Consider the following 23,007-nt stretch of genomic DNA (forward strand, 5'->3'; position numbering starts at 1 on the left):
GTACTGCAGGGGGGACCCTGTGGGAGAGTAGGACGCCGCCGAACAATTTTTATAGAAAGCCCCCGCATCTTCGGATGCGGGGGCTTTCTGCGTTTCTGGTCCCTTTCCGAAAAACTCGTTCTTCGTCGGGGTCTGTTTCGTCAGAGGCGTCCGGCCGCCTTCAAAGCCAGATACGCGTCCGCCAGTGCCGGCGCCAGGTCATCCGGGGTGGCGTCGACGACCGTGACGCCGTGGCGGCGGAGCTGCTCTGCGGTGCGGTGACGCTCCGACTGGGCCTGGGCTGCGGCGGCGGCCTCGTAGACCGCGTCGACATCACCGCGAGCCTTGGCCATTTCGGTGATGTGCGGGTCCGCTACCGAGGCCAGCAGAACCGTGTGGCGCTGGGTGAGCTGCGGGAGGACCGGAAGCAGGCCCTCCTCGACGGGGGCGGCGTCCAGGGTCGTGAGCAGGACGATCAGGGAACGACGGGGGGACGTGCGCAAGGCCGTGGCCGTGAGACCCCGGGCGTTCGTTTCGACGAGTTCCGGCTCCAGCGTGGCCATCGCGTTGACCAGGGCGGGGAGGACGTCACCCGCGGTGCGGCCCTGCACGAGGGCGCGGACGTTCCGGTCGTAGGCGAGAAGGTCCACGCGGTCGCCGGCACGGGAGGCCAGGGCGGCGAGGAGGAGTGCCGCGTCCATGGAGGCGTCGAGGCGGGGTGCGTCGCCCACGCGGCCGGCCGAGGTGCGGCCGGTGTCAAGGACCAGCAGGATGTGGCGGTCGCGCTCGGGGCGCCAGGTGCGGACGGCGACCGTGGTCTGGCGTGCGGTGGCGCGCCAGTCGATGGAGCGGGTGTCGTCGCCGGGGACGTACTCACGCAGGCTGTCGAACTCCGTGCCCTCGCCGCGGGTGAGGACGCTGGTGCGGCCGTCCAGTTCGCGCAGGCGGGCCAGTTTCGAGGGGAGGTGCTTGCGGCTGGTGAACGGGGGCAGCACCCGTACCGTCCAGGGGGCCTTGTGGGTGCCCTGGCGGGCGAAGAGGCCGAGCGGGCCGTACGAGCGGATGGTGACGCGGTCTGCCTGACGGTCGCCTCGGCGGGTGGGGCGCAGGCGGGTCGTCACGCGGCGGCGTTCGCCCGGGGGGACCGTGATGCGGTGCCGGGATGCCGTGGATTCCGTGCCGGGCGTCCAGGTGCTGGGGGGCCAGGCGTCGCGGATCCGGGCGCGCAGGGGGCGGCGGGACGGGTTGGTGAGGGTGAGGGTCACGTCCGCCGTGTCTCCGAGGCGTACGGAGGTGTCGCCGGAGCGGGTCAGGCCCAGGCGGCGTACGGGGGCGGCCAGCGCGAAGTCGCAGGCGCACGCGGCGGCCAAAGGTGCGTTGACCGCGAGGATGCCCGTCCAGCTGGGCTCCCAGATGCCGACGGGGAGGGAGCCGAGGGCCGCGAGGAGGGCGGCGCGTCCGGTGAGTGCCATCAGCGGGGGACGGGGACGTGGGCGAGGATCGCGTTGATGACGGAGTCGGCCGTCACGCCTTCCATTTCGGCCTCCGGGCGGAGTTGTACGCGGTGGCGGAGGGTGGGGAGGGCCAATGCCTTCACGTCGTCGGGGATGACGTAGTCGCGGCCGGTGAGCCAGGCCCAGGCGCGGGCGGTGGCCAGCAGGGCCGTGGCGCCTCGGGGGGAGACGCCGAGGGTGAGGGACGGCGACTCGCGGGTGGCGCGGCAGATGTCGACGACGTAGGCGGTGATCTCCGGGGAGACCGTCGTCTTGGCGACGGCGGCGCGGGCCGCTTCCAAGTCGGCCGGGCCCGCCACGGGGCGTACGCCGGCGGCCTTGAGGTCGCGGGGGTTGAAGCCCTCGGCGTGGCGGGTGAGGACGTCGATCTCGTCCTGGCGGGAGGGGAGGGGGATGGTGAGCTTGAGGAGGAAGCGGTCCAGCTGGGCTTCCGGGAGGGGGTAGGTGCCCTCGTACTCGACCGGGTTCTGGGTCGCCGCGACCAGGAACGGGTCGGGCAGGGGGCGGGGGGTGCCGTCGACGGTGACCTGGCGTTCCTCCATGGCCTCCAGGAGGGACGACTGGGTCTTCGGGGGTGTGCGGTTGATCTCGTCGGCCAGGAGGAGGTTGGTGAAGACCGGGCCGGGCTGGAAGGAGAACTCGGAGCTGCGGGTGTCGTAGACCAGGGAGCCGGTCACGTCGCTCGGCATGAGGTCGGGGGTGAACTGGACGCGCTTGGTGTCGAGTTCGAGGGCGGAGGCGAGCGCGCGGACCAGGAGGGTCTTGGCGACGCCGGGGACGCCTTCGAGGAGGACGTGGCCGCGGCAGAGCAGGGCGACGACGAGGCCGGTGACGGCGGGGTCCTGGCCGACCACGGCCTTGGCGATCTCGGCGCGCAGGGCCTCCAGGGCGTCTCGGGCGGTGCCCGGGTCCCCGGTCTGCCCGGCGTTGTCAGTGGTCGGGTCCATCATGGACGGCGTACCTCTCTTTCGAGGGCGTCGAGTCGGTCGGCGAGTGCGATGAGTGCTGCGTCGTCGCGGGGCGGTGGTCCGAAGAGGAGGGCGTGCAGGTCCTGGCCGTCGCCGTGGAGGTGGGCGGACAGGGCGGGGAGCAGGGCCTCGGGCGTGTGCGCCTGGGTGACGGGGACGCCGGTGAGGGGGGCGAGGCGGGTGCGGGTGGTGGAGCGAAGAGCGTCGGCCGCGCGGTCGCGGGCGTCGGCCTTGCGGTAGAGGCGGGCGCGCCCTTCGGTGGTCTCCGAGGCGCGGATCGCGACGGGGAGTTTCTCGGGCACGAGGGGGCCCAGTCGGCGTGCCCGCCAGAGGGCGGCCAGGGCCGCGGCGATGAAGAGTTGCAGGGTGCCCCAGAGCCAGCCCGAGGGGAGCAGGTCGAGGAAGCCGCGTTGGTCGTCGTCGCCGGTGGCTGACGTGTCGGAGAGCGAGGGGAGGTACCAGACCAGATGGGGGCGGGAGCCGAGGAGCTGAAGGGCCAGCGAGGCGTTGCCCTGCTGGTCGAGGCGGTCGTTGAGGAGGATGTCGGGAGCGCCGAGGGCGACGGTGTCGCCGTCGCCGTGTGCGTCCGGGATGCGCAGCAGGGTGGCCAGTCGCTCGCTGGGGTAGCACTTGTCGGCGCCGAGGTGGGTGGTGGTGTAGCGGAGCCCGCCCGTCTCGGCGGTGCCGGCGCGCCGGGCGGCGGGCAGGGCGCAGTCGGGGGCGAGCGTCGAGTCGAGGCTGGTGGCGGGGTCGGCGGTGACGCCGGGGGCGAGCCGTTCGATGGAGGCGCTGCCAGAGGCGACCAGGACGGTGCGGCCGTGGGAGTCGGCGAACGCGTGGTGCAGCCGGATCTGCTGACGTGGGGTCAGCAGGTCGGGGTCGGCGACCAGAAGGGTGGTGTCCGGTCCGGTCGCGGCGGCGGCTTCGTCCAGGGTGGTGACGACGCGGGTGTCGACGCCCCGGTCGGCGAGGAGTTCGGCGACGGCGCGGCTGCCGTTGGGGTCGGCGGAGCGGGGGTCGAGTTCGCCGTGCCGGGCGTCGGAGCGGATGACGGCGATGGCGACGGCTCCGGCGAGGAGCACGACGGCGGCGAGCGCGATGCCGCGGGCGCGGGTCCAGACCTGCCGGGCGGTGGGCGAGGCCGAGGTGGGCGTGAGAGTGGCCCCGGTGGTCATTCGGCGGCTCCCTGGCGGGTGTGGGGGGCCGTGCTCGCGTTGCTCGTCGCGAGTTGGGGCTTGGTGCGTTCCAGGTCGCGGTCGAGTTCCGCGATGCGCTGGTACGTCTGCTCGGTCGCGGAGCGGCCGCCGTATGTGACGTCGTCGAAGTCGCGGGCGGCGGTGCGCAGCCGGTCGGTGTGGGCGGGCAGGGCGCGGCCGGCTTCGGCCGCGGCCTCGTCGGCGGTGCGACCGGGGCGGGCGTCGAGGAGGGCGCGTTCCTCCAGGGCGCGGACGAGGGCCCGCATGCGTTCCTGGACGGCCTGGTTCCAGTGGCCCTGGGCGGCGTGTGCCTCGGCGTTGGCGCGGTGGTCGGCGGCGCTGCGGGGGCGGTCGTCGAACAGGGTGGCGGACGAGGTGGGTCGGCGGCGTGGGGTGCCCAGGCGCCACCACAGGGCGGCCAGGACCGCGATGACGGCCAGGATGACGACGATCAGGCCGAGTGTGCCGCCGGGGGTGGCGGTCGAGGTGGCGTTGAAGAGCTTGCTGAGCCAGTCCCAGAAGGCGTCGAGGGCGCGCTGGAAGAGGCTGGGGTCGTCCTCGTGGTACATCCGTTTGGACAGCTCGCGCCGGGCCGCCTCGCGCGCGGGGTCGCGCGGGATGGTGAGGGGCGGATCGTCGGTGGAGCGGGCCGGCGACAGCAGGGAGGTGTCGCCGGCGCTCAGCAGCGTCCGTATGCCGGCGCGCGGCAGCGCCGTGGTGAGAAGTTCCCCCGCCCGGCTCACCGCATCAGCTCCCCGGGGTGGTGCCGGGGGCGGTGGAGCCGTAGCCCTGGACGCCTGCGGCGCGGGCCAGTTCGAGGTCGAGGGCCTCGCGGCGGATGCGCTGGTCGATGTAGAGCAGCACGGTGACGCCGGCGGTGATCGGGAACGTGATCATGGAGCCGATCACCGAGCCGATGCCGCTGATGATGAGGAACGTCCAGCCGAGGCCGCCCGCGCCGGTGTTGAGCCAGCCGGTGAGGCCGTCACCGCTGAGGGCCGCGGCGAGGAGGGTGAAGGGGATGACGATGATCGAGGCGACGATGTTCGCGATGAGCGTGGCGAGCAGCTGGATGCCGAAGATCCGCCACCAGGTGCCCTGGACGAGTTTCGCGGAGCGGACGAGGGCCTTCTTGATGCCCTGCTTCTCCAGCATGAGGGCGGGCGAGGCGAGGGAGAAGCGGATCATCAGCCACAGGGCGACGATGCCGGCGCCGATGACGCCCAGGACGGTGAGGGCGACGCCCGCTCCGCCGTTCACGGCGACGCCGACGAGGATGCCGGGCAGGGTTCCCACGGTGACGATGCCGGCGGTGATGAGCAGCAGCAGGCAGATCAGGCCGAACAGCTTGAGCACCTGAGGGCGGGCGTCCCGCCAGGCCTCGCCGATGGTCACCGGCTTGCCGAGCACGGCGCGGCTGGTGACGGTGGTGAGCAGGGCGGTCGCGATGACGGTGCCGACCAGGGAGATCACGAAGACGACGGTGGAGTTGAGCATGGCGTCGCCCATGGCGCGGCTCAGCTCGCTGAGGGTGGCGCTGGGGTCGTCGAGGGCTTCGGTGCTGGAGTCGTCCAGGACGAGGCCCTGGAACAGCACGACGACGACCTCGGTGATCACGGCCACGGTCAGCGAGATGCCCAGGACCGTGCGCCAGTAGGTGCGCATGGTGGAGACGGCGCCGTCGAGGATCTCGCCCACGCCGAGCGGGCGGAGCGGGATGACGCCGGGCTTGGCGGCGGGCGGGGGGCCGCCCCAGCCGCTGCCCCAGCCGCCGTATCCGGGTCGGCCTCCGGGGCCGTATCCGCCAGGGCCGCCGGGGGACTGGTTGCCCCAGCCCGGGCCGGGCGGCGGCGGGGGCGGGGGCGCCTGGCCGGGGACGGCCGGGCCGCTGGGGGCGGACCACTGGGCCGGTGGCGGCTGTTCCTTGGACCACTGCGGGCCGGGGCCCTGCGGGGCCGGGCCGGGCTGTGCCGGCTGGTCCGCGGGCTGTGCCGGGCCAGGGCGGTCGGTGGGCGCGGCAGGTCCGGGCTGCTCCGGCTTCTGCCCGTCGGACGGGGCGGATCCGGGCGAGGCCCAGCCCGGAGTGTCGTTCATCGTCGCTCCTTCACGGTGCCCGTCCGCGGTCGCGGCGGCAGGTTGGCAGCCATCGTGCCATGGGGTGGTCTTCGAGTGACCGGCCGCGGTGTGGGCTGCGTACCTTCAATTGTCCGCTCGATAGGGGGCAGACTGACGGCATGGCTGATCTGTACGCGCACAGCGGCGATGACAAGCGGCCGACCGAGATCCCGGCGATCCGCTGGGAAGAGCCACCGGAAGGCCCTGTTCTGGTCCTGCTGGACCAGACGAGGCTGCCGGCCGAGGAGGTCGAACTGGTCTGTACGGACGCGTCCGCGCTCGTGGAGGCGATTCGCACGCTCGCCGTGCGAGGTGCCCCTCTGCTGGGCATCGCGGGGGCGTACGGGGTGGCGCTCGCCGCCGTGCGGGGCTTCGACGTGGACGAGGCGGCGGCCGCGCTGGCGAGTGCCCGGCCGACGGCGGTGAACCTGGCGGTGGGAGTGCGCCGGGCGCGGTCGGCCCACGAGGCGGCGCTCGCCAAGGGCGGTGACGCCCGGCAGGCGGCCGCGGCGGCGCTGGCCGCGGCTCGGCAGCTGCACCGGGAGGACGCCGAGGCGAGCGGGCGGATGGCCGAGCACGGGCTGGCGCTGCTCGACGAGCTGCTGCCCGGTGGCGGGCACCGGATCCTCACCCACTGCAACACCGGTTCGCTGGTGTCCGGCGGGGAGGGGACGGCGTTCGCGGTGGCGCTCGCGGCGCACCGGACGGGACGGCTGCGCAGACTGTGGGTGGACGAGACCCGGCCGCTGCTCCAGGGTGCCCGCCTGACGGCGTACGAGGCGGCCCGCAGCGGGATGGGGTACACGCTGCTCACCGACAACGCGGCCGGGTCGCTGTTCGCCGCGGGGGAGGTGGACGCGGTGCTCATCGGGGCGGACCGCATCACGGCGGACGGTTCGGTGGCCAACAAGGTCGGGAGTTATCCGCTGGCGGTGCTGGCGCGGTACCACCATGTGCCGTTCATCGTGGTGGCGCCGGTGACGACCGTGGACCTGGACACCGCGGAGGGTGCGTCCATCGAGGTCGAGCAGCGGCCGGGGCACGAGGTGACCGAGGTGACGGCGCCGCAGGTGCCGGTGGTCGGCGCGGAGGCGGGCGGCGGGATTCCGGTGGCGCCGCTGGGGACGCAGGCGTACAACCCGGCGTTCGACGTGACGCCGCCGGAGCTGGTGACGGCGATCGTCACGGAGGAGGGTGTTGTTTCACCGGTGACGGCCGAGGCACTCGCCGAGGTGTGTGCGCGGTCGCGGCGGGTGACGGCGGGCTGAGCCGGGCAGCGGGGAGGGTGCGCGGGGCCGGCCGGGCGTAGCACCCTCGCCCTTCTCGCCCTGGCGGGAGATCATTCCGGGGTGGGCGAGGGCAGACAGTAGCGCTTGCTGCGACTATGGTCACTGGCCGGTGACCTACCTCACCACTGCCTTCACCACTGTTATGAGAATGGGATGATGTCGTTTATGAAGGGACGAGTCCTTGTCGTCGACGACGACACCGCACTGGCCGAGATGCTCGGCATCGTGCTGCGTGGTGAGGGTTTCGAGCCGTCGTTCGTGGCCGACGGCGACAAGGCGCTGGCCGCTTTTCGCGAGGCCAAGCCCGATCTGGTGCTGCTCGACCTGATGCTGCCCGGCCGGGACGGCATCGAGGTGTGCCGTCTGATCAGGGCGGAGTCGGGCGTGCCGATCGTGATGCTGACCGCGAAGAGCGACACCGTCGATGTCGTCGTGGGCCTGGAGTCGGGCGCGGACGACTACATCGTGAAGCCGTTCAAGCCGAAGGAGCTGGTGGCCCGGATCCGGGCGCGGCTCAGGAGGTCGGAGGAGCCCGCTCCGGAGCAGCTCGCCATCGGTGACCTGGTCATCGACGTGGCCGGGCACTCCGTGAAGCGGGACGGGCAGTCCATCGCTCTGACGCCGCTGGAGTTCGATCTGCTGGTGGCGCTCGCGCGCAAGCCGTGGCAGGTGTTCACCCGTGAGGTGCTGCTGGAGCAGGTCTGGGGTTACCGGCACGCGGCGGACACACGGCTGGTCAACGTGCATGTGCAGCGGCTGCGCTCCAAGGTCGAGAAGGACCCGGAGAAGCCGGAGATCGTGGTGACCGTCCGTGGCGTCGGATACAAGGCAGGACCGAGCTGACATGTCCGGCGACAGTGCCGCTTCGGCGCCCGGCCGGTCCGGGGCCCGCCCGGGGCGGCCTGTCGGGCGGAAGAAGTCCGGCTCCCGCTGGGGGCGGTTCCTGGAGAGCGGGCTGTTGCTCCAGGGCGGTGTCCAGGGCAGTCCGGTCATCCGTCTGTTCATGCGGTGGGTGCGCCGGCCGCTGTTGCCGGTCATGCGGCTGTGGCGGCGCAACATCCAGCTCAAGGTCGTCGTCACCACGCTGCTGATGTCGCTCGGCGTGGTGTTGCTGCTGGGCTTCGTCGTCATCGGACAGGTGCGCAACGGCCTGCTGGACGCCAAGGTGAAGGCGTCGCAGAGCCAGGCCACGGGCGGGTTCGCGGTGGCCGAGCAGCGGGCCGACGAGGCGGCGAGCGGCACCGGCGCCGACATCGCCACGGCGGACGGGCGCCCCACGCAGAATGTCGGCCCGTGGATGAGCGAACTCGTCTCCTCGCTGTCCAGCGGCGGCCAAGGCGCCTTCGAAGTGGTGACCCTGCCGGCCTCCGGCGCGGACGGCGCGGGCGGTCGTGGGCAGCGTGCCTCCGGCGAGGTGGACTGGAGCAGGAGCGTGCCCGCCGACCTGCGCGAGCGGATCGACAGCAGTACGACGGCCGCGCAGAGCTACACCCGCATCACCTACAACAACGCGACCAAGGACTCCCAGCCGGGCCTGGTCATCGGCAAGCAGGTCAGCGACCCCAACGGCGACCCGTACCAGCTGTACTACCTCTTCCCGCTCACCCAGGAGGAGAAGTCGCTCAGCCTGGTCAAGGGCACGCTGGCGACGGCCGGGCTGTTCGTCGTCGTGCTGCTCGGGGCCATCGCCTGGCTCGTCGTGCGGCAGGTCGTCACGCCGGTGCGGATGGCGGCGGGCATCGCCGAGCGGCTGTCGGCCGGGCGGCTCCAGGAACGTATGAAGGTCACCGGTGAGGACGACATCGCCCGGCTCGGTGAGGCCTTCAACAAGATGGCGCAGAACCTCCAGCTGAAGATCAGCCAGATGGAGGACCTGTCGCGGATGCAGCGCAGGTTCGTGTCGGACGTGTCGCACGAGCTGCGCACGCCACTGACGACGGTCCGGATGGCCGCCGACGTCATCCACGAGGCGCGTGAGGACTTCGACCCGGTGACCGCCCGGTCGGCGGAGCTGCTCGCCGACCAGCTGGACCGCTTCGAGTCGCTGCTCGCGGACCTGCTGGAGATCAGCCGGTTCGACGCGGGCGCCGCGGCGCTGGAGGCGGAGCCGATAGACCTCAGGGACGTCGTACGGCGGGTGGTCAGCGGGGCCGAGCCGCTCGCGGAGCGCAAGGGCACACGGATCCGGGTCCTCGGGGACCAGCAGCCCGTCGTCGCCGAGGCCGACGCCCGGCGTGTGGAGCGGGTGCTGCGCAACCTCGTCGTCAACGCCGTCGAGCACGGCGAGGGCAGGGACGTCGTCGTCAAGCTCGCGGCGGCCGGTGGTGCCGTCGCCGTGGCGGTGCGGGACTACGGGGTCGGGCTCAAGCCGGGCGAGGCGACCCGGGTGTTCAGCCGCTTCTGGCGGGCCGACCCGGCCCGCGCGCGGACCACGGGTGGTACGGGTCTGGGGCTCTCGATCGCCTTGGAGGACGCGCGGCTGCACGGCGGCTGGCTTCAGGCGTGGGGCGAGCCGGGCGGCGGTTCGCAGTTCCGGCTGACGCTGCCCAGGACGGCCGACGAGCCGCTGCGGGGCTCCCCGATACCGCTGGAGCCCAAGGACTCGCGGCGCAACCGGGGTCTCGACGACGCCGGCCTGCCGTGCGGCGGCGGGGACGGCGAGAAGCGGGCGACCGTGCCGGCGCAGCCGGTGAGCGGTTCGGTGCCGCAGGGCGCGAAGCGTGACCCGATACCGCCGCGCGTCTCTCCGACTGCGGATCCGACGGCCCTGCCCGGCAACGGCTCGCGCGTGGTGCCCAGGCCGGCGTCGGGCACACGGCGGCAGGACGAACCGGCGGGGGCGGAGCAGTCCGCCGCAGGCCGGAGCGCGGGCGGCCCGGAGGGGGCCGCGCGCGACGAGGACACCGGCGGCCGGGCGGGAACTGGCCGGGAGACGGCCGTGAACGGGCCGCGTGACGCGGAGGACCGCTCCGCGGGGCCGGGCGGCCGGGGGACCGGGCGCGGGGACGTGGACAGGCAAGGGGAGGCATCTCGTGGGCGCTGACCGCGAAGGGCGCGGCCGGCGCAGGCACGCGCGCGTGATGGTGTACGCCGCCGGAGGTGTCCTGGTGCTGGCGGGATGTGCCTCGATGCCGGACAGCGGGGATCTGCGGGGCGTGGAGTCCACTCCGCGTCAGGAGACGCAGGTGCGGGTGTTCGCCGTGCAGCCGGGGGAGGACGCGCCGCCCTCGGAGATCGTGCAGGGCTTCCTGGAGGCGCTCACCAGTGACGATCCGCACTACAAGACGGCGCGCCAGTACCTGACCCCTGAGGCCGCGAAGACCTGGCGGCCCGAGGCGTCCGCCACGGTGCTGGCGGACGGGCCGGGCGCCAAGCCCGAGCCGGGTCGTGGCGCGGAGGACCGCGGTGAGATCACGTACATGCTGACCGGCACCAAGGTCGCCACCGTCGACGCGCAGCAGGCGTACGCGCCCGCGACCGGGGCGTACGGGCGCAGTGTGCACCTGACGCAGGACGACAAGCGGCAGTGGCGCATCGACGCGCTGCCGCAGGGCGTCGTGATGGGCGAGTCGGACTTCCAGCGCAATTACATGTCCGTCAGCAAGTACTACTTCGCTTCGAACACCGACGCGGCCGGGTCGAAGTCCCAGCCCACGGCGGTCGCCGACCCCGTCTATGTGCGCCGGCGCGTGGAGCCCATGACGCAGATGGTGAACTCCCTGCTCGAGGGGCCGTCGCGCTGGCTGGGGCCCGTGGTCAGGTCGAGCTTCCCCACCGGTACGGCGCTGGCGAAGGACGCCGGCTCGCTGGCACCCGACGACCGCAACAAGCTGACGGTCCCGCTCAACGACAAGGCCGCGGGCATCGGCACCAACCGGTGCGAGGAGATGGCCGCCCAGTTGCTCTTCACGCTGCGCAACCTCAGCCCGGCGGTGGACGAGGTAGAGCTGCGGGCCGGCGGGGCGCAGCTGTGCTCGCTCACGCAGGGAGCGGCCGACGCGGCGGCCTCCCGGAGCTCGGCGCGGCACCCCGACTACCTGTACTTCCTCGACGGCAAGCACCGGCTCGTCCGGATCGCCGCAGGCAACAGCGACACCGACCCGGACCCGGCGCCCGGTGCGCTCGGCGACGGCGACACGGCGCTGCGGTCGGTGGCGGTCTCGCGTGACGAGCACACCGCCGCCGGTGTCGGCCTGGACGGCAAGTCGCTGTACGTGGGCTCGCTGGTCTCGGGCGGATCGCTCGGCGAGCCCGTGCTGCGCAGCCAGGGCCGGGCCGAGAAGGACCGGCTGACGACGCCCAGCTGGGACGCGGACGACGGTCTGTGGGTGGCCGACCGCGACCCCGACCGTCCGCGGCTGCTCCTCCTCGAGGAGGGCAAGGGCGACCCGGTGGAGGTGCGCATGCCGCACCTGGACGGCCGGATCCAGTCCGTGCGCGTGGCCGCCGACGGGGTGCGGATCGCGCTCGTCGTGGAGAAGGGCGGCAAGAAGACCCTGCTCATCGGGCTGATCGAGCGGGAGGAGAAGCGGGGCGGGGGCGAGACCGTCAGGGTGGTCGAACTGCGTTCCGCGACACCGGGGTTGGAGGAGGTCACGGCCATGTCGTGGGCCGGTGACAGCCGGCTCGTGGTGGTCGGGCGCGAGCACGGGGGCGTCGAGCAGATGCGGTACGTCCAGGTCGACGGCTCCACGCCGGACGTACCGGCGCCGGCGGCCCTGACCGGCGTCAAGGACGTCACGGCCGCCGAGGACGACCGGCTGCCGCTGGTGGCGTACTCGGTGGACGGCATCGTCCGGCTGCCCTCGGGCGAGCAGTGGCAGAAGGTGACGGAGGGGACGGCACCGGTCTATCCGGGGTGAGGCGTGCGCGCCCGGTGGCGGATGCCGGGGCGTGCTGCGTGGGTGCGGCCGGCGCGTTGGCGGTGTGCCGGTGCCTCGGGCCGTGCGCGCCTGCCCCACCGCGTACGCGACCGTCTCGCGGCCGCTTCCGCCGGGGAAACCCGGGAGGGGCGGCCGTTGGCGTTCCCGTCGGTGCTGCGGGGGTGCCGCCCGTGCCGGCCCGGCCGTCGGCGTTCCGCCGGTGCTGCGGGGGTGACACCCGTGCGGCCCGTGCCGACCGGGCCCGTGCCGACCGGCCGGGCCCGTGCAGGGCCGGGGCATGACGACGTGCAGGCCGTACGGGCCTGATGCCGGGGCGTGCGACGGGCCTGGGCCCGTCGGGGCGAGGCTCTCGTGCGGGTGTCGCTCGTGTGGGGGACGAGCAGGTCGCGGCCGGGTCGGTTGTCCACAGGGAGTTGTCCACAGGGGTGGCCGGGCCGGGTGCGAGTCGGCACAGTGGTGGTCATGCGGGGGTGGTGGCAGGACCTCACCGACCTGGTGCTGCCGGGTGAGTGCGGGGGCTGTGGTGAGCCTCGTACGGTGCTGTGCGCGCGGTGCCGTGCGGTGCTGAGCGGAGCGGCGGCGCGCCGGGTGCGGCCGGTGCCCGAGCCGCCCGGGCTGCCTGTGGTGCACGCGGCGGCGCGGTACGCGGACGAGGTCAGGGCGACGCTGCTGGCTCACAAGGAGCGTGGTGCCCTGGCGCTGGCCGGACCGCTCGGGGCGGCCCTGGCCGGGGCCGTGCTGGCGGGGCTCCGGGGCACCCAGAATTCGGCTGCGGCCGGTCCGGCCTGGCCCCGGTGTGGCCGGGTGCCGCTGCTGCTCGTGCCCGTGCCGTCCGGGCGGCGGGCCGTGCGGGCCCGGGGGCATGATCCGGCGCGGCGGATCGCGCTCGCGGCGGCGGTGGAGTTGCGGCGGAGGGGGGTCCCGGCCCGGGTGCTCGGTGTATTGCGGCAGCGGCGGGCCGTGGCCGACCAGTCGGGGCTCAACTCCCGGCAGCGGTCGGACAATCTCGCCGGAGCGCTTGCGGTGGTTCCGGGAGGGGCCCGGCTGCTCGGCGGGGGACCGGTCGTCCTCGTCGACGACGTGATGACCACCGGGGCCTCCCTGGCGGAGGCCGCGCGAGCCGTACGGGCGGTGTCGCACACGTATGCGACCCCCCGCGGGGGGACGGGGCTGATTTCAAACGCCGCGTGGACTTCGGCCGTGTACGGGGGTGAGACGTGGGAAAGCAGAGAGGAACAGAACATCGGATCAAGGCGAGAGAGGACGGGCCGTCGGCCCGCCCGGCAGGGGCACGCGGGCGCAGGTGACGCCGGCGCAGTCGTCGACGTGTTGTGCGCGGCGGTCGTCGCGGCATCACCGGACTCTTTTGAAATAAACCGGAACTGACTGAGATCTTGTGTCGTTGCAGGTAACGAGAGGGCTTATTCACCTGAACGGAGGTACGCCGCAGTAGAGGGTGACGACATCCGTCCGGGCGAGATATGTTCGGTTGAGAGGGAAAGCCGCAGGCCACACCTCTCGAATCCGAATGCCGTGCTGCGGGTTTTTTCTTCATCACCCGCGCCGGTGGAGTGGAGATCTCGCTCTCGGGGGAGGAGGTGGAAGTCACCGAGTCCGAGGTTCCGGGACTCACCGGAGCCTGGTGCAAAAGGGAGACGCTCCGCGGCGAAGCGGAGCGATCCGGGAACGGAGTTCTGCGTGGACATCGTCGTCAAGGGCCGCAAGACCGAGGTGCCCGAGCGGTTCCGGAAGCACGTGGCCGAGAAGCTGAAGCTGGAGAAGATCCAGAAGCTCGATGGCAAGGTGATCAGCCTCGACGTCGAGGTGTCCAAGGAGCCCAATCCTCGGCAGGCCGACCGTTGTGACCGAGTGGAGATCACCCTCCGCTCCCGCGGCCCGGTGATCCGGGCGGAGGCAGCGGCGAGCGATCCGTACGCGGCGCTCGACCTGGCGGCGGAAAAGCTGGAAGCCCGGCTGCGCAGGCAGCACGACAAGCGGTACTCGCGCCGTGGTGCGCGCCGCATCCCGGCCGCCGAGGTCGCCGACCATGTTCCGGGCGTGGCGACGCTCAACGGAAACGGCCTGGTGACGGCCTCCGAGGAAGAGCCCGAGGCCGTACCGACGAAGAAGATCGGCTCGCTGGAAGTGCAGGGTGACGGCCCCATCGTCGTCCGCGAGAAGACCCACGTGGCAGCGCCCATGACCCTCGACCAGGCTCTCTACGAGATGGAGCTGGTCGGGCACGACTTCTACCTGTTCGTCGACTCCGAGACGAAGGAACCGAGTGTCGTCTACCGACGGCACGCCTACGACTACGGCGTGATCCACCTCAGCACGGACACGATGGTCACCCAGGCACACTCCCCCGACGCGGGCGGTGCGCTCGGCGGCTGACCGCGCCGGGTGACAGTGGAACAGGTGCCCCTGGAGCGCGTGTGCGCCCCCAGGGGCACCCCCGTGCGACCACTTCGCGCCCCGCTCCGGCACCCCGGTGCCGTCCGGGCATGAAATCATGGTGGCCACGGCCCAACCGGTGGGTCGTTGCTCTGGGTTGGCGATGGCTCAGGACCTCAGGCCACAGCCTTCAGGGGGAGGAACGATGGCGGACAGCTTCGGACCGATGCGTGGTGAGGACGCCGGCGACGGCGTCGTCGCCATGGGCCCGGACTCGGGGACTCCACGCAAGGAACCGATCAGAGTCCTCGTGGTGGACGACCACGCCCTGTTCCGCCGTGGTCTGGAGATCGTGCTCGCGGCCGAGGAGGACATCCAGGTCGTGGGGGAGGCGGGCGACGGCGCCGAGGCCGTCGAGAAGGCCGCCGACCTGCTGCCCGACATCATCCTGATGGACGTGCGGATGCCCAAGCGGGGCGGTATCGAGGCGTGCACCTCCATCAAGGAGGTGGCCCCCAGCGCCAAGATCATCATGCTGACGATCAGCGATGAGGAAGCCGATCTCTACGACGCCATCAAGGCGGGCGCGACCGGCTATCTCCTCAAGGAGATCTCCACGGACGAGGTGGCCACCGCCATTCGCGCGGTGGCCGACGGCCAGTCGCAGATCAGCCCGTCCATGGCGTCGAAACTCCTCACCGAGTTCAAGTCGATGATCCAGCGCACCGACGAACGACGGCTGGTGCCCGCGCCGCGTCTGACCGACCGGGAACTCGAAGTCCTCAAGCTCGTCGCCACGGGAATGAACAACCGCGACATCGCCAAGGAGTTGTTCATCTCCGAGAACACCGTGAAGAACCACGTCCGCAACATCCTGGAGAAGCTCCAGCTGCACTCCAGGATGGAAGCGGTGGTGTACGCGATGCGGGAGAAGATCCTCGAGATCCGCTAGGTCCGACGGGTCCTCCGGGCCGGCTGGGCCCGCCCTCAGCCGAGCAGGCCGGCCAGTTCCTTGGCCAGGGGCTCGCGCAGGTCGGGCACGTCGACCCGCTCCACGCGGACGTCCGTGCAGTCCACCCAGGTCGCCGCTTCGGCCAGGGCCTGGGCGACGGCCGGGACCGCCTTCGGGCCGTCGAGCGTGACCTGCTTGGCCACCAGAGTGCGGCCCTCACGGGCCGGGTCGACGCGGCCGACGAGACGGCCGCCGGCCAGCACCGGCATCGCGAAGTAGCCGTGGATCCGCTTCTGCTTGGGGACGTAGGCCTCCAGGCGGTGCGTGAAGCCGAAGATCCGCTCCGTGCGCGCCCGTTCCCAGATGAGGGAGTCGAAGGGCGACAGCAGTGTCGTGCGGTGGCGGCCGCGCGGGGGTGTCTCCAGGGCCGCGGGGTCGGCCCACGCCGGCTTGCCCCAGCCCTCGACCGAGACCGGCACCAGGCCCGAGTCGGCGATCACCGCGTCGAACTGCTCTCCCTTGAGGCGGTGGTAGTCGGCGATGTCCGCGCGGGTGCCGACCCCCAGCGACCGGCCCGCCAGGGCGACCAGGCGGCGCAGGCACTCGGTGTCGTCCAGCTCGTCGTGCAGGTGCTGCTCCGGGATGGCGCGCTCGGCGAGGTCATAGACCCGCTTCCAGCCGCGGCGCTCGACGCACACCACCTCGCCGTACATCAGGGCGCGTTCGACGGCGACCTTGGTGCCGGACCAGTCCCACCAGTCGTTCGTCTTCTTCGCGCCGCCCAACTCCGTGGCCGTCAGGGGGCCTTCGGAGCGGAGCTGCTTGATGACCTGGTCGTAGACGCCGTCCGGGAGCTCGTGGTTCCAGTGCGGGCGGTTGCGGTAGGCGCGGCGGCGGAAGGCGAAGTGGGGCCATTCCTCGATGGGGAGGATGCACGCGGCGTGGGACCAGTACTCGAAGGAGTGAGTGTCCCTCCAGTAGGCGTCCTCGACCGTCTTCCGGCCCACCGCGCCCAGGCGGGCGTACGGCACGAGCTCATGGGAGCGGGCCAGGACCGAGATGGTGTCGAGCTGTATCGCGCCCAGATGACGGAGAACGCCGCGGACGCCGGAACGACGGTCGGGAGCGCCGAGGAAGCCCTGCGCGCGAAGCGCGATGCGGCGGGCCTCGTCTGCGGAGAGGTCTGCTGTGGGGCGCGGGGTGGTCATGGTCGCAGACTAGGGGGTGGGACTGACAACACGGAGAGACCTGTGGATTCGCCGGCTGGGCCGAGCCGTCAGCGGGCCGGCAGATACGGGGCCGTCGACGGAAGGCCCAGGTCCGAGGGGAGCAGGGAGCCCACCCAGGTGTCGCGGCGTACTCCCTTGTTGTTCGTCGCGGAGCGCAGCGTGCCCTCGATCGTGAAGCCCGCTCGTTCCGCCACCGCGCGGGACGCGCGGTTGCCCACCTCCGCGCGCCATTCGACGCGGTCGAGTGCGGCGCGGGTGAACGACCAGCGGCAGACGGTCAGGGCGGCTTCGGTGATATAGCCGTTGGCGCGGTGCCGGTGCGCGGCCCAGAAGCCGATCTCGCCCATGCCCGGGGCGCGCATCGTGATCCCGAGCATCCCCGCCAGTTCTCCGGAGTGCGGGAAGACGCCGAAGGTGAACATGGAGCCGTCCGCCCAGCCGTCCGGGGCCAGGCGCTCCGTGAAGTTCTCGGCGTGCTCGCGCAGGTAGGGCGAGGGGATCGTGGTCCAGCGCTGGATGTCGGGGTCCTGACAGGCCTCGTACACGGCGTCGGTGTCCTGGGGGCCCACCGTGCGCAGCAGCAGGCGGTCCGTGGTGAGGGTGACGGGGTCCATCGGCCGATTGTGCGCGCAGGCCGGTCTCCATGTCATCGGTGTGCGGTGAGTGCCCCGTGCGGTGGGTGAGGAGGTCATCGCGCTTCGTGCAATTCGGCCGAGGGGGGTGCGGCACCATCCGAGGGGGCCGGACGTTGTCCCCTGTGAAGCAGACGTGAATCAGAATGGAAGCAACGGACGGTCGCCGTCACGGCAGGCCCTCCCGGCGCGGTGGGGTCCTCGCATACGATGGCCGTTGCTCAGTAAGTCAAGTGGTAACCGACCGTCCCAGGCCCGACCGGCAAGGAGACCAACCCCCGTGTCCGTCCTCTCGAAGATCATGCGTGCAGGCGAAGGCAAGATCCTGCGCAAGCTGCACCGCATCGCGGACCAGGTCAACTCCATCGAAGAGGACTTCGTCGACCTCTCCGACGCCGAGCTGCGCGCCCTCACCGATGAGTACAAGCAGCGCTACGCCGACGGCGAGACCCTGGACGACCTGCTGCCCGAGGCCTTCGCCACCGTCCGCGAGGCCGCCAAGCGCGTCCTCGGCCAGCGTCACTACGACGTGCAGATGATGGGTGGCGCGGCCCTGCACATGGGGTACGTCGCCGAGATGAAGACCGGTGAGGGCAAGACCCTCGTCGGCACGCTGCCGGCTTACCTCAACGCGCTGTCCGGCAAGGGCGTCCACATCATCACGGTCAACGACTACCTGGCCGAGCGTGACTCCGAGATGATGGGCCGCGTCCACCGGTTCCTGGGGCTGGAGGTCGGCTGCATCCTCGCCAACATGACGCCGGCTCAGCGCCGCCAGCAGTACGCCTGCGACATCACGTACGGCACGAACAACGAGTTCGGCTTCGACTACCTCCGCGACAACATGGCGTGGTCCCAGGACGAGCTCGTCCAGCGCGGCCACAACTTCGCCATCGTCGACGAGGTCGACTCCATCCTCATCGACGAGGCCCGTACGCCGCTGATCATCTCCGGCCCGGCAGACCAGGCCACCAAGTGGTACGGGGACTTCGCGAAGCTGGTGAAGCGCCTCAAGCGCGGCGAGGCCGGCCAGCCGCTCAAGGGCATCGAGGAGACCGGCGACTACGACGTCGACGAGAAGAAGCGCACGGTCGCCATCCACGAGTCGGGTGTCGCCAAGGTCGAGGACTGGCTGGGCATCGACAACCTCTACGAGTCGGTGAACACCCCGCTGGTGGGCTACCTGAACAACGCCATCAAGGCCAAGGAGCTCTTCAAGAAGGACAAGGACTACGTCATCATCGACGACGAGGTCATGATCGTCGACGAGCACACCGGACGTATCCTCGCGGGCCGCCGCTACAACGAGGGCATGCACCAGGCGATCGAGGCCAAGGAAGCGGTGCCGATCAAGGACGAGAACCAGACGCTCGCCACGATCACGCTGCAGAACTTCTTCCGTCTCTACAAGCGCCACGACCACAGCGGCAAGGAACAGCCCGGTCTGTGCGGCATGACCGGTACGGCCATGACCGAGGCCGCCGAGTTCCACCAGATCTACAAGCTCGGCGTGGTGCCGATCCCGACCAACCGGCCCATGGTCCGCAAGGACCAGTCGGACCTGATCTACCGGACCGAGGTCGCCAAGTTCGAGGCGGTCGTCGACGACATCGAGGAGAAGCACCGCAAGGGCCAGCCGATCCTCGTCGGCACCACCTCCGTCGAGAAGTCCGAGTACCTCTCGCAGCAGCTCAGCAAGCGCGGCATCCAGCACGAGGTGCTCAACGCCAAGCAGCACGACCGGGAGGCGACGATCGTCGCCCAGGCCGGCCGCAAGGGTTCGGTCACGGTGGCCACGAACATGGCCGGCCGTGGTACGGACATCAAGCTCGGCGGCAACCCCGAGGACCTCGCCGACGCGGAGCTGCGCCAGCGCGGTCTCGACCCCGAGGAGCACATCGAGGAGTGGGCGCAGGCCCTGCCGGAGGCGCTCGAGCGGGCCGAGAAGGCCGTCAAGGCGGAGAAGGAAGAGGTCGAAAGGCTCGGCGGCCTCTATGTGCTCGGCACCGAGCGGCACGAGTCGCGGCGCATCGACAACCAGCTGCGCGGTCGTTCCGGCCGTCAGGGCGACCCCGGCGAGTCCCGCTTCTACCTCTCCCTCGGCGACGACCTGATGCGGCTGTTCAAGGCGCAGATGGTCGAGCGCGTGATGTCGATGGCGAACGTCCCGGACGACGTGCCGATCGAGAACAAGATGGTCACGCGCGCGATCGCCTCCGCCCAGTCGCAGGTCGAGCAGCAGAACTTCGAGACCCGCAAGAACGTCCTGAAGTACGACGAGGTCCTCAACCGTCAGCGCGAGGTCATCTACGGCGAGCGGCGCCGCGTCCTGGAGGGCGAGGACCTGCACGAGCAGATCCAGCACTTCATGGACGACACCATCGACGCCTATGTCCAGGCCGAGACCGCCGAGGGCTTCCCGGAGGACTGGGACCTCGACCGGCTGTGGGGCGCGTTCAAGCAGCTCTACCCGTGCAATGTCACGGTCGAGGAGCTGGAGGAGGCGGCCGGTGACCGCGCCGGTCTGACCGCCGAGTTCATCGGTGACTCCATCAAGGACGACATCCACGAGCAGTACCAGGCGCGTGAGGCGCAGCTCGGCTCCGAGATCATGCGTGAGCTGGAGCGCCGGGTCGTGCTGTCGGTCCTCGACCGCAAGTGGCGCGAGCACCTCTACGAGATGGACTACCTCCAGGAGGGCATCGGCCTGCGCGCCATGGCGCAGAAGGACCCCCTGGTCGAGTACCAGCGCGAGGGCTTCGACATGTTCACCGCCATGATGGAGGGCATCAAGGAGGAGTCCGTCGGCTACCTGTTCAACCTGGAGGTCCAGGTCGAGCAGCAGGTCGAGGAGGTCCCGGTCGAGGACACCAAGCCGGTGGCCGACCTGGAGAAGCACGACGCGGTGCCGGCGCAGGCGGGCTCCCGCCCGGAGATCCGTGCCAAGGGCCTCGACGTGCCGCAGCGGCGCAACCTCCACTTCTCCGCGCCGACGGTCGACGGCGAGGGCGGCACCATCGAGGGCGACTTCACCGAGGACGGCGAGCCGGTGCGTTCCGAGGCCGACGGCCTGACGCGTGCGGAGCGTCGCAAGCAGGCGCGCAGCCGCGGGCGCCGCAAGAAGTGACGCCTGCCGCGTAGCGATGTGAGGGGCCGGACACCTGAGGGTGTCCGGCCCCTCTGTTTCGGCGCCCTCACTCGTACGCCGGGCGGGGTGGGCGGGGGCCGCCGAGTTCCACCGCCGTGCAGCGCCAGCGGAGGTCCTGGCCCAGCTCCAGGCGGAAGGCCATGGCGCGCAGCCGGTCGCCGGCGCCGATGCGGGCGAAGGCCTCGATGGCGCCCGGGCGGGGCTCGAAGTAGCCGATGTCCCGCACGACGGGGCGGGCGCCGCGGGTGCGCAGGGGGCCGCGTTCCGCCAGCCAGGCCAGTTCGTCGTAGGCGCGACCGCGGGTGTGGCGGAGCATCGAGTGGACGGGGCGGTGCCCGCTCAGCACGGCGACGAGGAGGTCGGCGAAGACGTCGGTGGGCAGGGGCTGGGGAACCGCCGCCCGAGCGGAGCCCTGGGCGGGGACGCGCGGGGCGCTCTCTTCGGAGCCCGGCGGAGTGACGCCCGTGTGCACCCGGGTGGTGTCCTCCGCGGCCCTGCGAGGGGCTGTGCGGGGTGCGGAGCGGGTCGCGGAGGGCGTGGGTGGACGCGTGTCGGCCGGACGCGTACGGGGGCTCCTGGAGCGCTGGGAAACCGGCGGACGGCCCCCGGCCGCCGCGGGACGCGTGCGGCCGCCGCCGGGCGAACGCGGTGGTGCCGCCGCGGCGGCGGGGAGGGATCGCCCGGCGCGGGCGCCGGAGGGGAGGGACGGTGCGGTGCCGGTGCCGATCGGGATGAAGAGCGCGGCTCGGTTGTCGCCGGGCGTGCGGGATGCGGTGTCCGTGACGGGGCTGCAGGTGCCGGTGGCGCTGCGGGCGCTGAGGGTGCCGCGGTCAGGACCGTTGGGCGCGTCGGCGGCCGGGGGCCGCGGGCTGTCCGCGGGAGACTGTCCCGCCCCCTGGCCGGTGGGCAGCGAGGGAGGGCGTGGAGTCGTCCCGTCCGTGGGCCTCGCGGATGGGTGGGGGGTGAGGCGGTGGCGGGTCCTGGTCATGACCTTGCGCATGGGGGGTCCCCGTTTCGTGGGTCCGGTGGATACCGGGGAGTAACTTCGGGTCGCTGATCTTGTACGGGGCGGACGGGGGCGGCGGCAAGGAGGCGGGGCTCGGGTCGCGAGCGCCGGAAAGGTTCACCTATCAGGGTGATGTCGAGGGTGCGGAGCCCAGGGGCGTGGGGGTGGACCGGGTGAATTCCCGGCCCGGGGTGGACGCGTCCGGCGGCTCGGGGCGGGACTCGAAAGGGGACGCCCCGCACGTATCCTGAAGGCCGTTTGGAGCTCTCCGACCACGACCACGAAAGCGGCCAGCCATGCGTGTCTACGTGCCCCTGACCCTCCCCGGTCTCGCCGAGGCCCACAGGACGGGTGAGCTGGGAGCCGGGCCGTTCGTCGCCTACGCCGTGACGCCCGCGCTGCGCGAGTGGTACGTCTCCGACGACATCGAGGAGCTGGAGTACGCGGCGCTCGGCCGGGCCGCGCTCGCCTCGCTGCGGCTGCTGGCGGCCGAGCCGGAGGCGCCGCGGCGCCGGGTCGTGGTCGCCGTCGACGTGGCCGACCGGGCCGCGAGCGCGGATCCCGGCCGCGGGCTCGACCCGGCGGCGCTGGGCGAGGTGCGGGTCGCGGGCCCGCTACGGCTGGGCAAGGCGGCGTCGGTGCATGTCGACGCGGCGGACGCCGAGACCGATGTGGCGGCGGCCGCCGAGGCGCTGCCGGCGGCGGACGGCGGCGACGGCGACGCGCAGTTCGTCGTGGACGGGGCGGAGGACCACGAGCTGCTGTGGTTCGCCACACAGGAGATCCCGAACCTCGTGGGTGCCGGGGCCTGACACGGCCGAGGGGGCGCGTTGAGTCACCGCTCTCTTGATTGTCAGTGCGGGCGGGTACGTTTTCGGGCATGGGGACGAAGACGGGCGCGCACATTGTCTGGGACTGGAACGGGACGCTGTTCCACGACATCGACGCGATCATCGGGGCGACGAACGCGGCCTTCGCCGAGCTGGGCCTGGAGCCGCTGACGCTGGAGAAGTACCGGGAGCTGTACTGCGTGCCGGTGCCGAAGTTCTACGAGCGGCTGATGGGGCGGCTGCCGACCGAGGCCGAGTGGCTGGCCATGGACGACATCTTCCACCGGTACTACGCCGAGCACCGGACGGCGTGCGGGCTGACGGCGGGGGCCGTGGAGCTGCTGGCCGGCTGGCGCTCGTCGGGCCGCAGCCAGTCGATCCTGAGCATGTACGTGCACGAGGAGCTCGTTCCGCTGGTGCGGGGCTTCGGGATCGAGCCGCACTTCATACGGGTGGACGGCCGCACCGGGCCGTCGGGCGGCAGCAAGGCCGAGCACATGGTGCGCCACCTGGCGTCGCTGAGCGGGGTGGCGCCGGAGCGGACCGTGGTGATCGGGGACGCCGCCGACGACGCGGTGGCCGCGCTCCACGTGGGCGCCCGGGCCGTGCTGTACACCGGCGGGTCGCACAGTCGGGTGAGTCTGGAAGCGGTCGGCGTGCCCGTGGTGGACACGCTGGAGGAAGCGGTCGCGGAGGCCGAGAGACTCGCGGCCTGATCGGGACCCGCCGATGGCACCCCGTGGCGGCACTGTGCAGAACGTCAAACTTCCAGGGCTGGTTTTGTACACATACGGCTCATGACGCGGTGCCTGTAAGGAGCGATAGCCTTGGTGGCGTGATCAGCGCGATAGTTCGCGGGGACGCCGTCGTCC

18 protein-coding genes are annotated in these 23,007 nt (G+C 71.9%); 10 read left to right on the forward strand and 8 right to left on the reverse strand.

The window, feature by feature from the left end:
• Positions 1 to 140: 140 nt before the first annotated feature.
• The 5 genes from AC0665_RS04785 to AC0665_RS04805 are packed head-to-tail and all read right to left on the reverse strand — an operon-like array spanning position 141 to position 5,751.
• A complete protein-coding gene (locus tag AC0665_RS04785; protein ID WP_478704428.1) occupies positions 141 to 1,451 on the reverse strand; it encodes a DUF58 domain-containing protein in 1,311 nt (436 codons plus the stop codon).
• Positions 1,451 to 2,440, reverse strand: a complete 990-nt coding sequence (locus tag AC0665_RS04790; protein WP_363122239.1) for an AAA family ATPase — start codon at positions 2,438 to 2,440, stop codon at positions 1,451 to 1,453. Before AC0665_RS04790 ends, AC0665_RS04785 begins: the two co-directional genes overlap by 1 nt.
• On the reverse strand, positions 2,440 to 3,636 hold the full coding sequence (locus AC0665_RS04795; protein ID WP_478704429.1) for a DUF4350 domain-containing protein: 1,197 nt from the start codon (positions 3,634 to 3,636) through the stop codon (positions 2,440 to 2,442). Before AC0665_RS04795 ends, AC0665_RS04790 begins: the two co-directional genes overlap by 1 nt.
• Positions 3,633 to 4,400, reverse strand: a complete 768-nt coding sequence (locus AC0665_RS04800; protein ID WP_478704430.1) for a DUF4129 domain-containing protein — start codon at positions 4,398 to 4,400, stop codon at positions 3,633 to 3,635. The genes AC0665_RS04795 and AC0665_RS04800 overlap by 4 nt, the downstream gene beginning before the upstream one ends.
• A gap of 4 nt (positions 4,401 to 4,404) precedes the next feature.
• A complete protein-coding gene (locus AC0665_RS04805) occupies positions 4,405 to 5,751 on the reverse strand; it encodes a DUF7847 domain-containing protein (RefSeq protein ID WP_478704431.1) in 1,347 nt (448 codons plus the stop codon).
• Between the two features lie 140 nt (positions 5,752 to 5,891).
• On the opposite strand from AC0665_RS04805, the gene mtnA reads away from it, so the two are divergent.
• From mtnA to AC0665_RS04840, 7 genes are all read left to right on the forward strand, one after another.
• Complete coding sequence (mtnA, locus tag AC0665_RS04810; protein ID WP_468409757.1) at positions 5,892 to 7,040, forward strand: S-methyl-5-thioribose-1-phosphate isomerase; 1,149 nt, start codon at positions 5,892 to 5,894, stop codon at positions 7,038 to 7,040.
• Positions 7,041 to 7,214: 174 nt separating this feature from the next.
• On the forward strand, positions 7,215 to 7,904 hold the full coding sequence (mtrA, locus tag AC0665_RS04815; protein ID WP_009188938.1) for a two-component system response regulator MtrA: 690 nt from the start codon (positions 7,215 to 7,217) through the stop codon (positions 7,902 to 7,904).
• A gap of 1 nt (position 7,905) precedes the next feature.
• A complete protein-coding gene (mtrB, locus tag AC0665_RS04820) occupies positions 7,906 to 10,104 on the forward strand; it encodes an MtrAB system histidine kinase MtrB (protein ID WP_478601794.1) in 2,199 nt (732 codons plus the stop codon).
• Positions 10,094 to 11,923 (forward strand): LpqB family beta-propeller domain-containing protein, encoded by a 1,830-nt coding sequence (locus AC0665_RS04825; RefSeq protein ID WP_478704432.1) that lies wholly within the window; start codon positions 10,094 to 10,096, stop codon positions 11,921 to 11,923. Before mtrB ends, AC0665_RS04825 begins: the two co-directional genes overlap by 11 nt.
• Before the next feature lie 483 nt (positions 11,924 to 12,406).
• Positions 12,407 to 13,330: a ComF family protein gene (locus AC0665_RS04830; protein ID WP_478704433.1), complete on the forward strand. Its 924-nt coding sequence runs from the start codon at positions 12,407 to 12,409 to the stop codon at positions 13,328 to 13,330.
• A gap of 312 nt (positions 13,331 to 13,642) precedes the next feature.
• Positions 13,643 to 14,338 carry a ribosome hibernation-promoting factor, HPF/YfiA family gene (hpf, locus tag AC0665_RS04835; RefSeq protein ID WP_161364089.1) on the forward strand — a complete coding sequence of 232 codons (696 nt, stop codon included), beginning with the start codon at positions 13,643 to 13,645 and terminating at the stop codon, positions 14,336 to 14,338.
• Positions 14,339 to 14,543: 205 nt separating this feature from the next.
• Positions 14,544 to 15,290 carry a response regulator transcription factor gene (locus AC0665_RS04840; protein ID WP_363122230.1) on the forward strand — a complete coding sequence of 249 codons (747 nt, stop codon included), beginning with the start codon at positions 14,544 to 14,546 and terminating at the stop codon, positions 15,288 to 15,290.
• Between the two features lie 35 nt (positions 15,291 to 15,325).
• Here AC0665_RS04840 and AC0665_RS04845 read toward each other — a convergent pair whose 3' ends face one another.
• Positions 15,326 to 16,498 carry a winged helix-turn-helix domain-containing protein gene (locus AC0665_RS04845; RefSeq protein WP_478601800.1) on the reverse strand — a complete coding sequence of 391 codons (1,173 nt, stop codon included), beginning with the start codon at positions 16,496 to 16,498 and terminating at the stop codon, positions 15,326 to 15,328.
• Between the two features lie 68 nt (positions 16,499 to 16,566).
• Positions 16,567 to 17,133, reverse strand: coding sequence for a GNAT family N-acetyltransferase (locus AC0665_RS04850; RefSeq protein ID WP_478601803.1), 567 nt, complete (start codon positions 17,131 to 17,133; stop codon positions 16,567 to 16,569).
• Between the two features lie 298 nt (positions 17,134 to 17,431).
• On the opposite strand from AC0665_RS04850, the gene secA reads away from it, so the two are divergent.
• Positions 17,432 to 20,278: a preprotein translocase subunit SecA gene (gene secA / locus AC0665_RS04855; RefSeq protein ID WP_468409744.1), complete on the forward strand. Its 2,847-nt coding sequence runs from the start codon at positions 17,432 to 17,434 to the stop codon at positions 20,276 to 20,278.
• A gap of 67 nt (positions 20,279 to 20,345) precedes the next feature.
• On the opposite strand, the gene AC0665_RS04860 is transcribed toward secA, so the two are convergent.
• Entirely contained in the window at positions 20,346 to 20,771 is a 426-nt protein-coding gene (locus AC0665_RS04860) for an Rv3235 family protein (protein ID WP_478601806.1), read from the reverse strand.
• Between the two features lie 830 nt (positions 20,772 to 21,601).
• Between AC0665_RS04860 and AC0665_RS04865 the strand changes: the two genes are divergently transcribed.
• Both AC0665_RS04865 and AC0665_RS04870 read left to right on the forward strand, forming a co-directional pair.
• Positions 21,602 to 22,117: a DUF6912 family protein gene (locus AC0665_RS04865; RefSeq protein WP_468633201.1), complete on the forward strand. Its 516-nt coding sequence runs from the start codon at positions 21,602 to 21,604 to the stop codon at positions 22,115 to 22,117.
• Between the two features lie 68 nt (positions 22,118 to 22,185).
• Positions 22,186 to 22,851, forward strand: a complete 666-nt coding sequence (locus AC0665_RS04870; protein ID WP_478508152.1) for an HAD family hydrolase — start codon at positions 22,186 to 22,188, stop codon at positions 22,849 to 22,851.
• The last annotated feature ends 156 nt before the right edge of the window (positions 22,852 to 23,007 follow it).

It is taken from the genome of Streptomyces sp. NPDC043685, from assembly GCF_056436585.1.

What these genes read in the sequence shown, in the direction of transcription:
- AC0665_RS04790 (WP_363122239.1), bottom strand. Translation starts at nt 2,440, where the DNA reads ATGGACCCGACCACTGACAACGCCGGGCAGACCGGGGACCCGGGCACC.
- AC0665_RS04795 (WP_478704429.1), bottom strand. Translation starts at nt 3,636, where the DNA reads ATGACCACCGGGGCCACTCTCACGCCCACCTCGGCCTCGCCCACCGCC.
- AC0665_RS04850 (WP_478601803.1), bottom strand. Translation starts at nt 17,133, where the DNA reads ATGGACCCCGTCACCCTCACCACGGACCGCCTGCTGCTGCGCACGGTG.
- AC0665_RS04840 (WP_363122230.1), top strand. Translation starts at nt 14,544, where the DNA reads ATGGCGGACAGCTTCGGACCGATGCGTGGTGAGGACGCCGGCGACGGC.
- mtrB (WP_478601794.1), top strand. Translation starts at nt 7,906, where the DNA reads ATGTCCGGCGACAGTGCCGCTTCGGCGCCCGGCCGGTCCGGGGCCCGC.
- AC0665_RS04785 (WP_478704428.1), bottom strand. Translation starts at nt 1,451, where the DNA reads ATGGCACTCACCGGACGCGCCGCCCTCCTCGCGGCCCTCGGCTCCCTC.
- mtrA (WP_009188938.1), top strand. Translation starts at nt 7,215, where the DNA reads ATGATGTCGTTTATGAAGGGACGAGTCCTTGTCGTCGACGACGACACC.
- AC0665_RS04865 (WP_468633201.1), top strand. Translation starts at nt 21,602, where the DNA reads ATGCGTGTCTACGTGCCCCTGACCCTCCCCGGTCTCGCCGAGGCCCAC.
- AC0665_RS04805 (WP_478704431.1), bottom strand. Translation starts at nt 5,751, where the DNA reads ATGAACGACACTCCGGGCTGGGCCTCGCCCGGATCCGCCCCGTCCGAC.
- mtnA (WP_468409757.1), top strand. Translation starts at nt 5,892, where the DNA reads ATGGCTGATCTGTACGCGCACAGCGGCGATGACAAGCGGCCGACCGAG.
- AC0665_RS04870 (WP_478508152.1), top strand. Translation starts at nt 22,186, where the DNA reads ATGGGGACGAAGACGGGCGCGCACATTGTCTGGGACTGGAACGGGACG.
- AC0665_RS04845 (WP_478601800.1), bottom strand. Translation starts at nt 16,498, where the DNA reads ATGACCACCCCGCGCCCCACAGCAGACCTCTCCGCAGACGAGGCCCGC.
- AC0665_RS04830 (WP_478704433.1), top strand. Translation starts at nt 12,407, where the DNA reads ATGCGGGGGTGGTGGCAGGACCTCACCGACCTGGTGCTGCCGGGTGAG.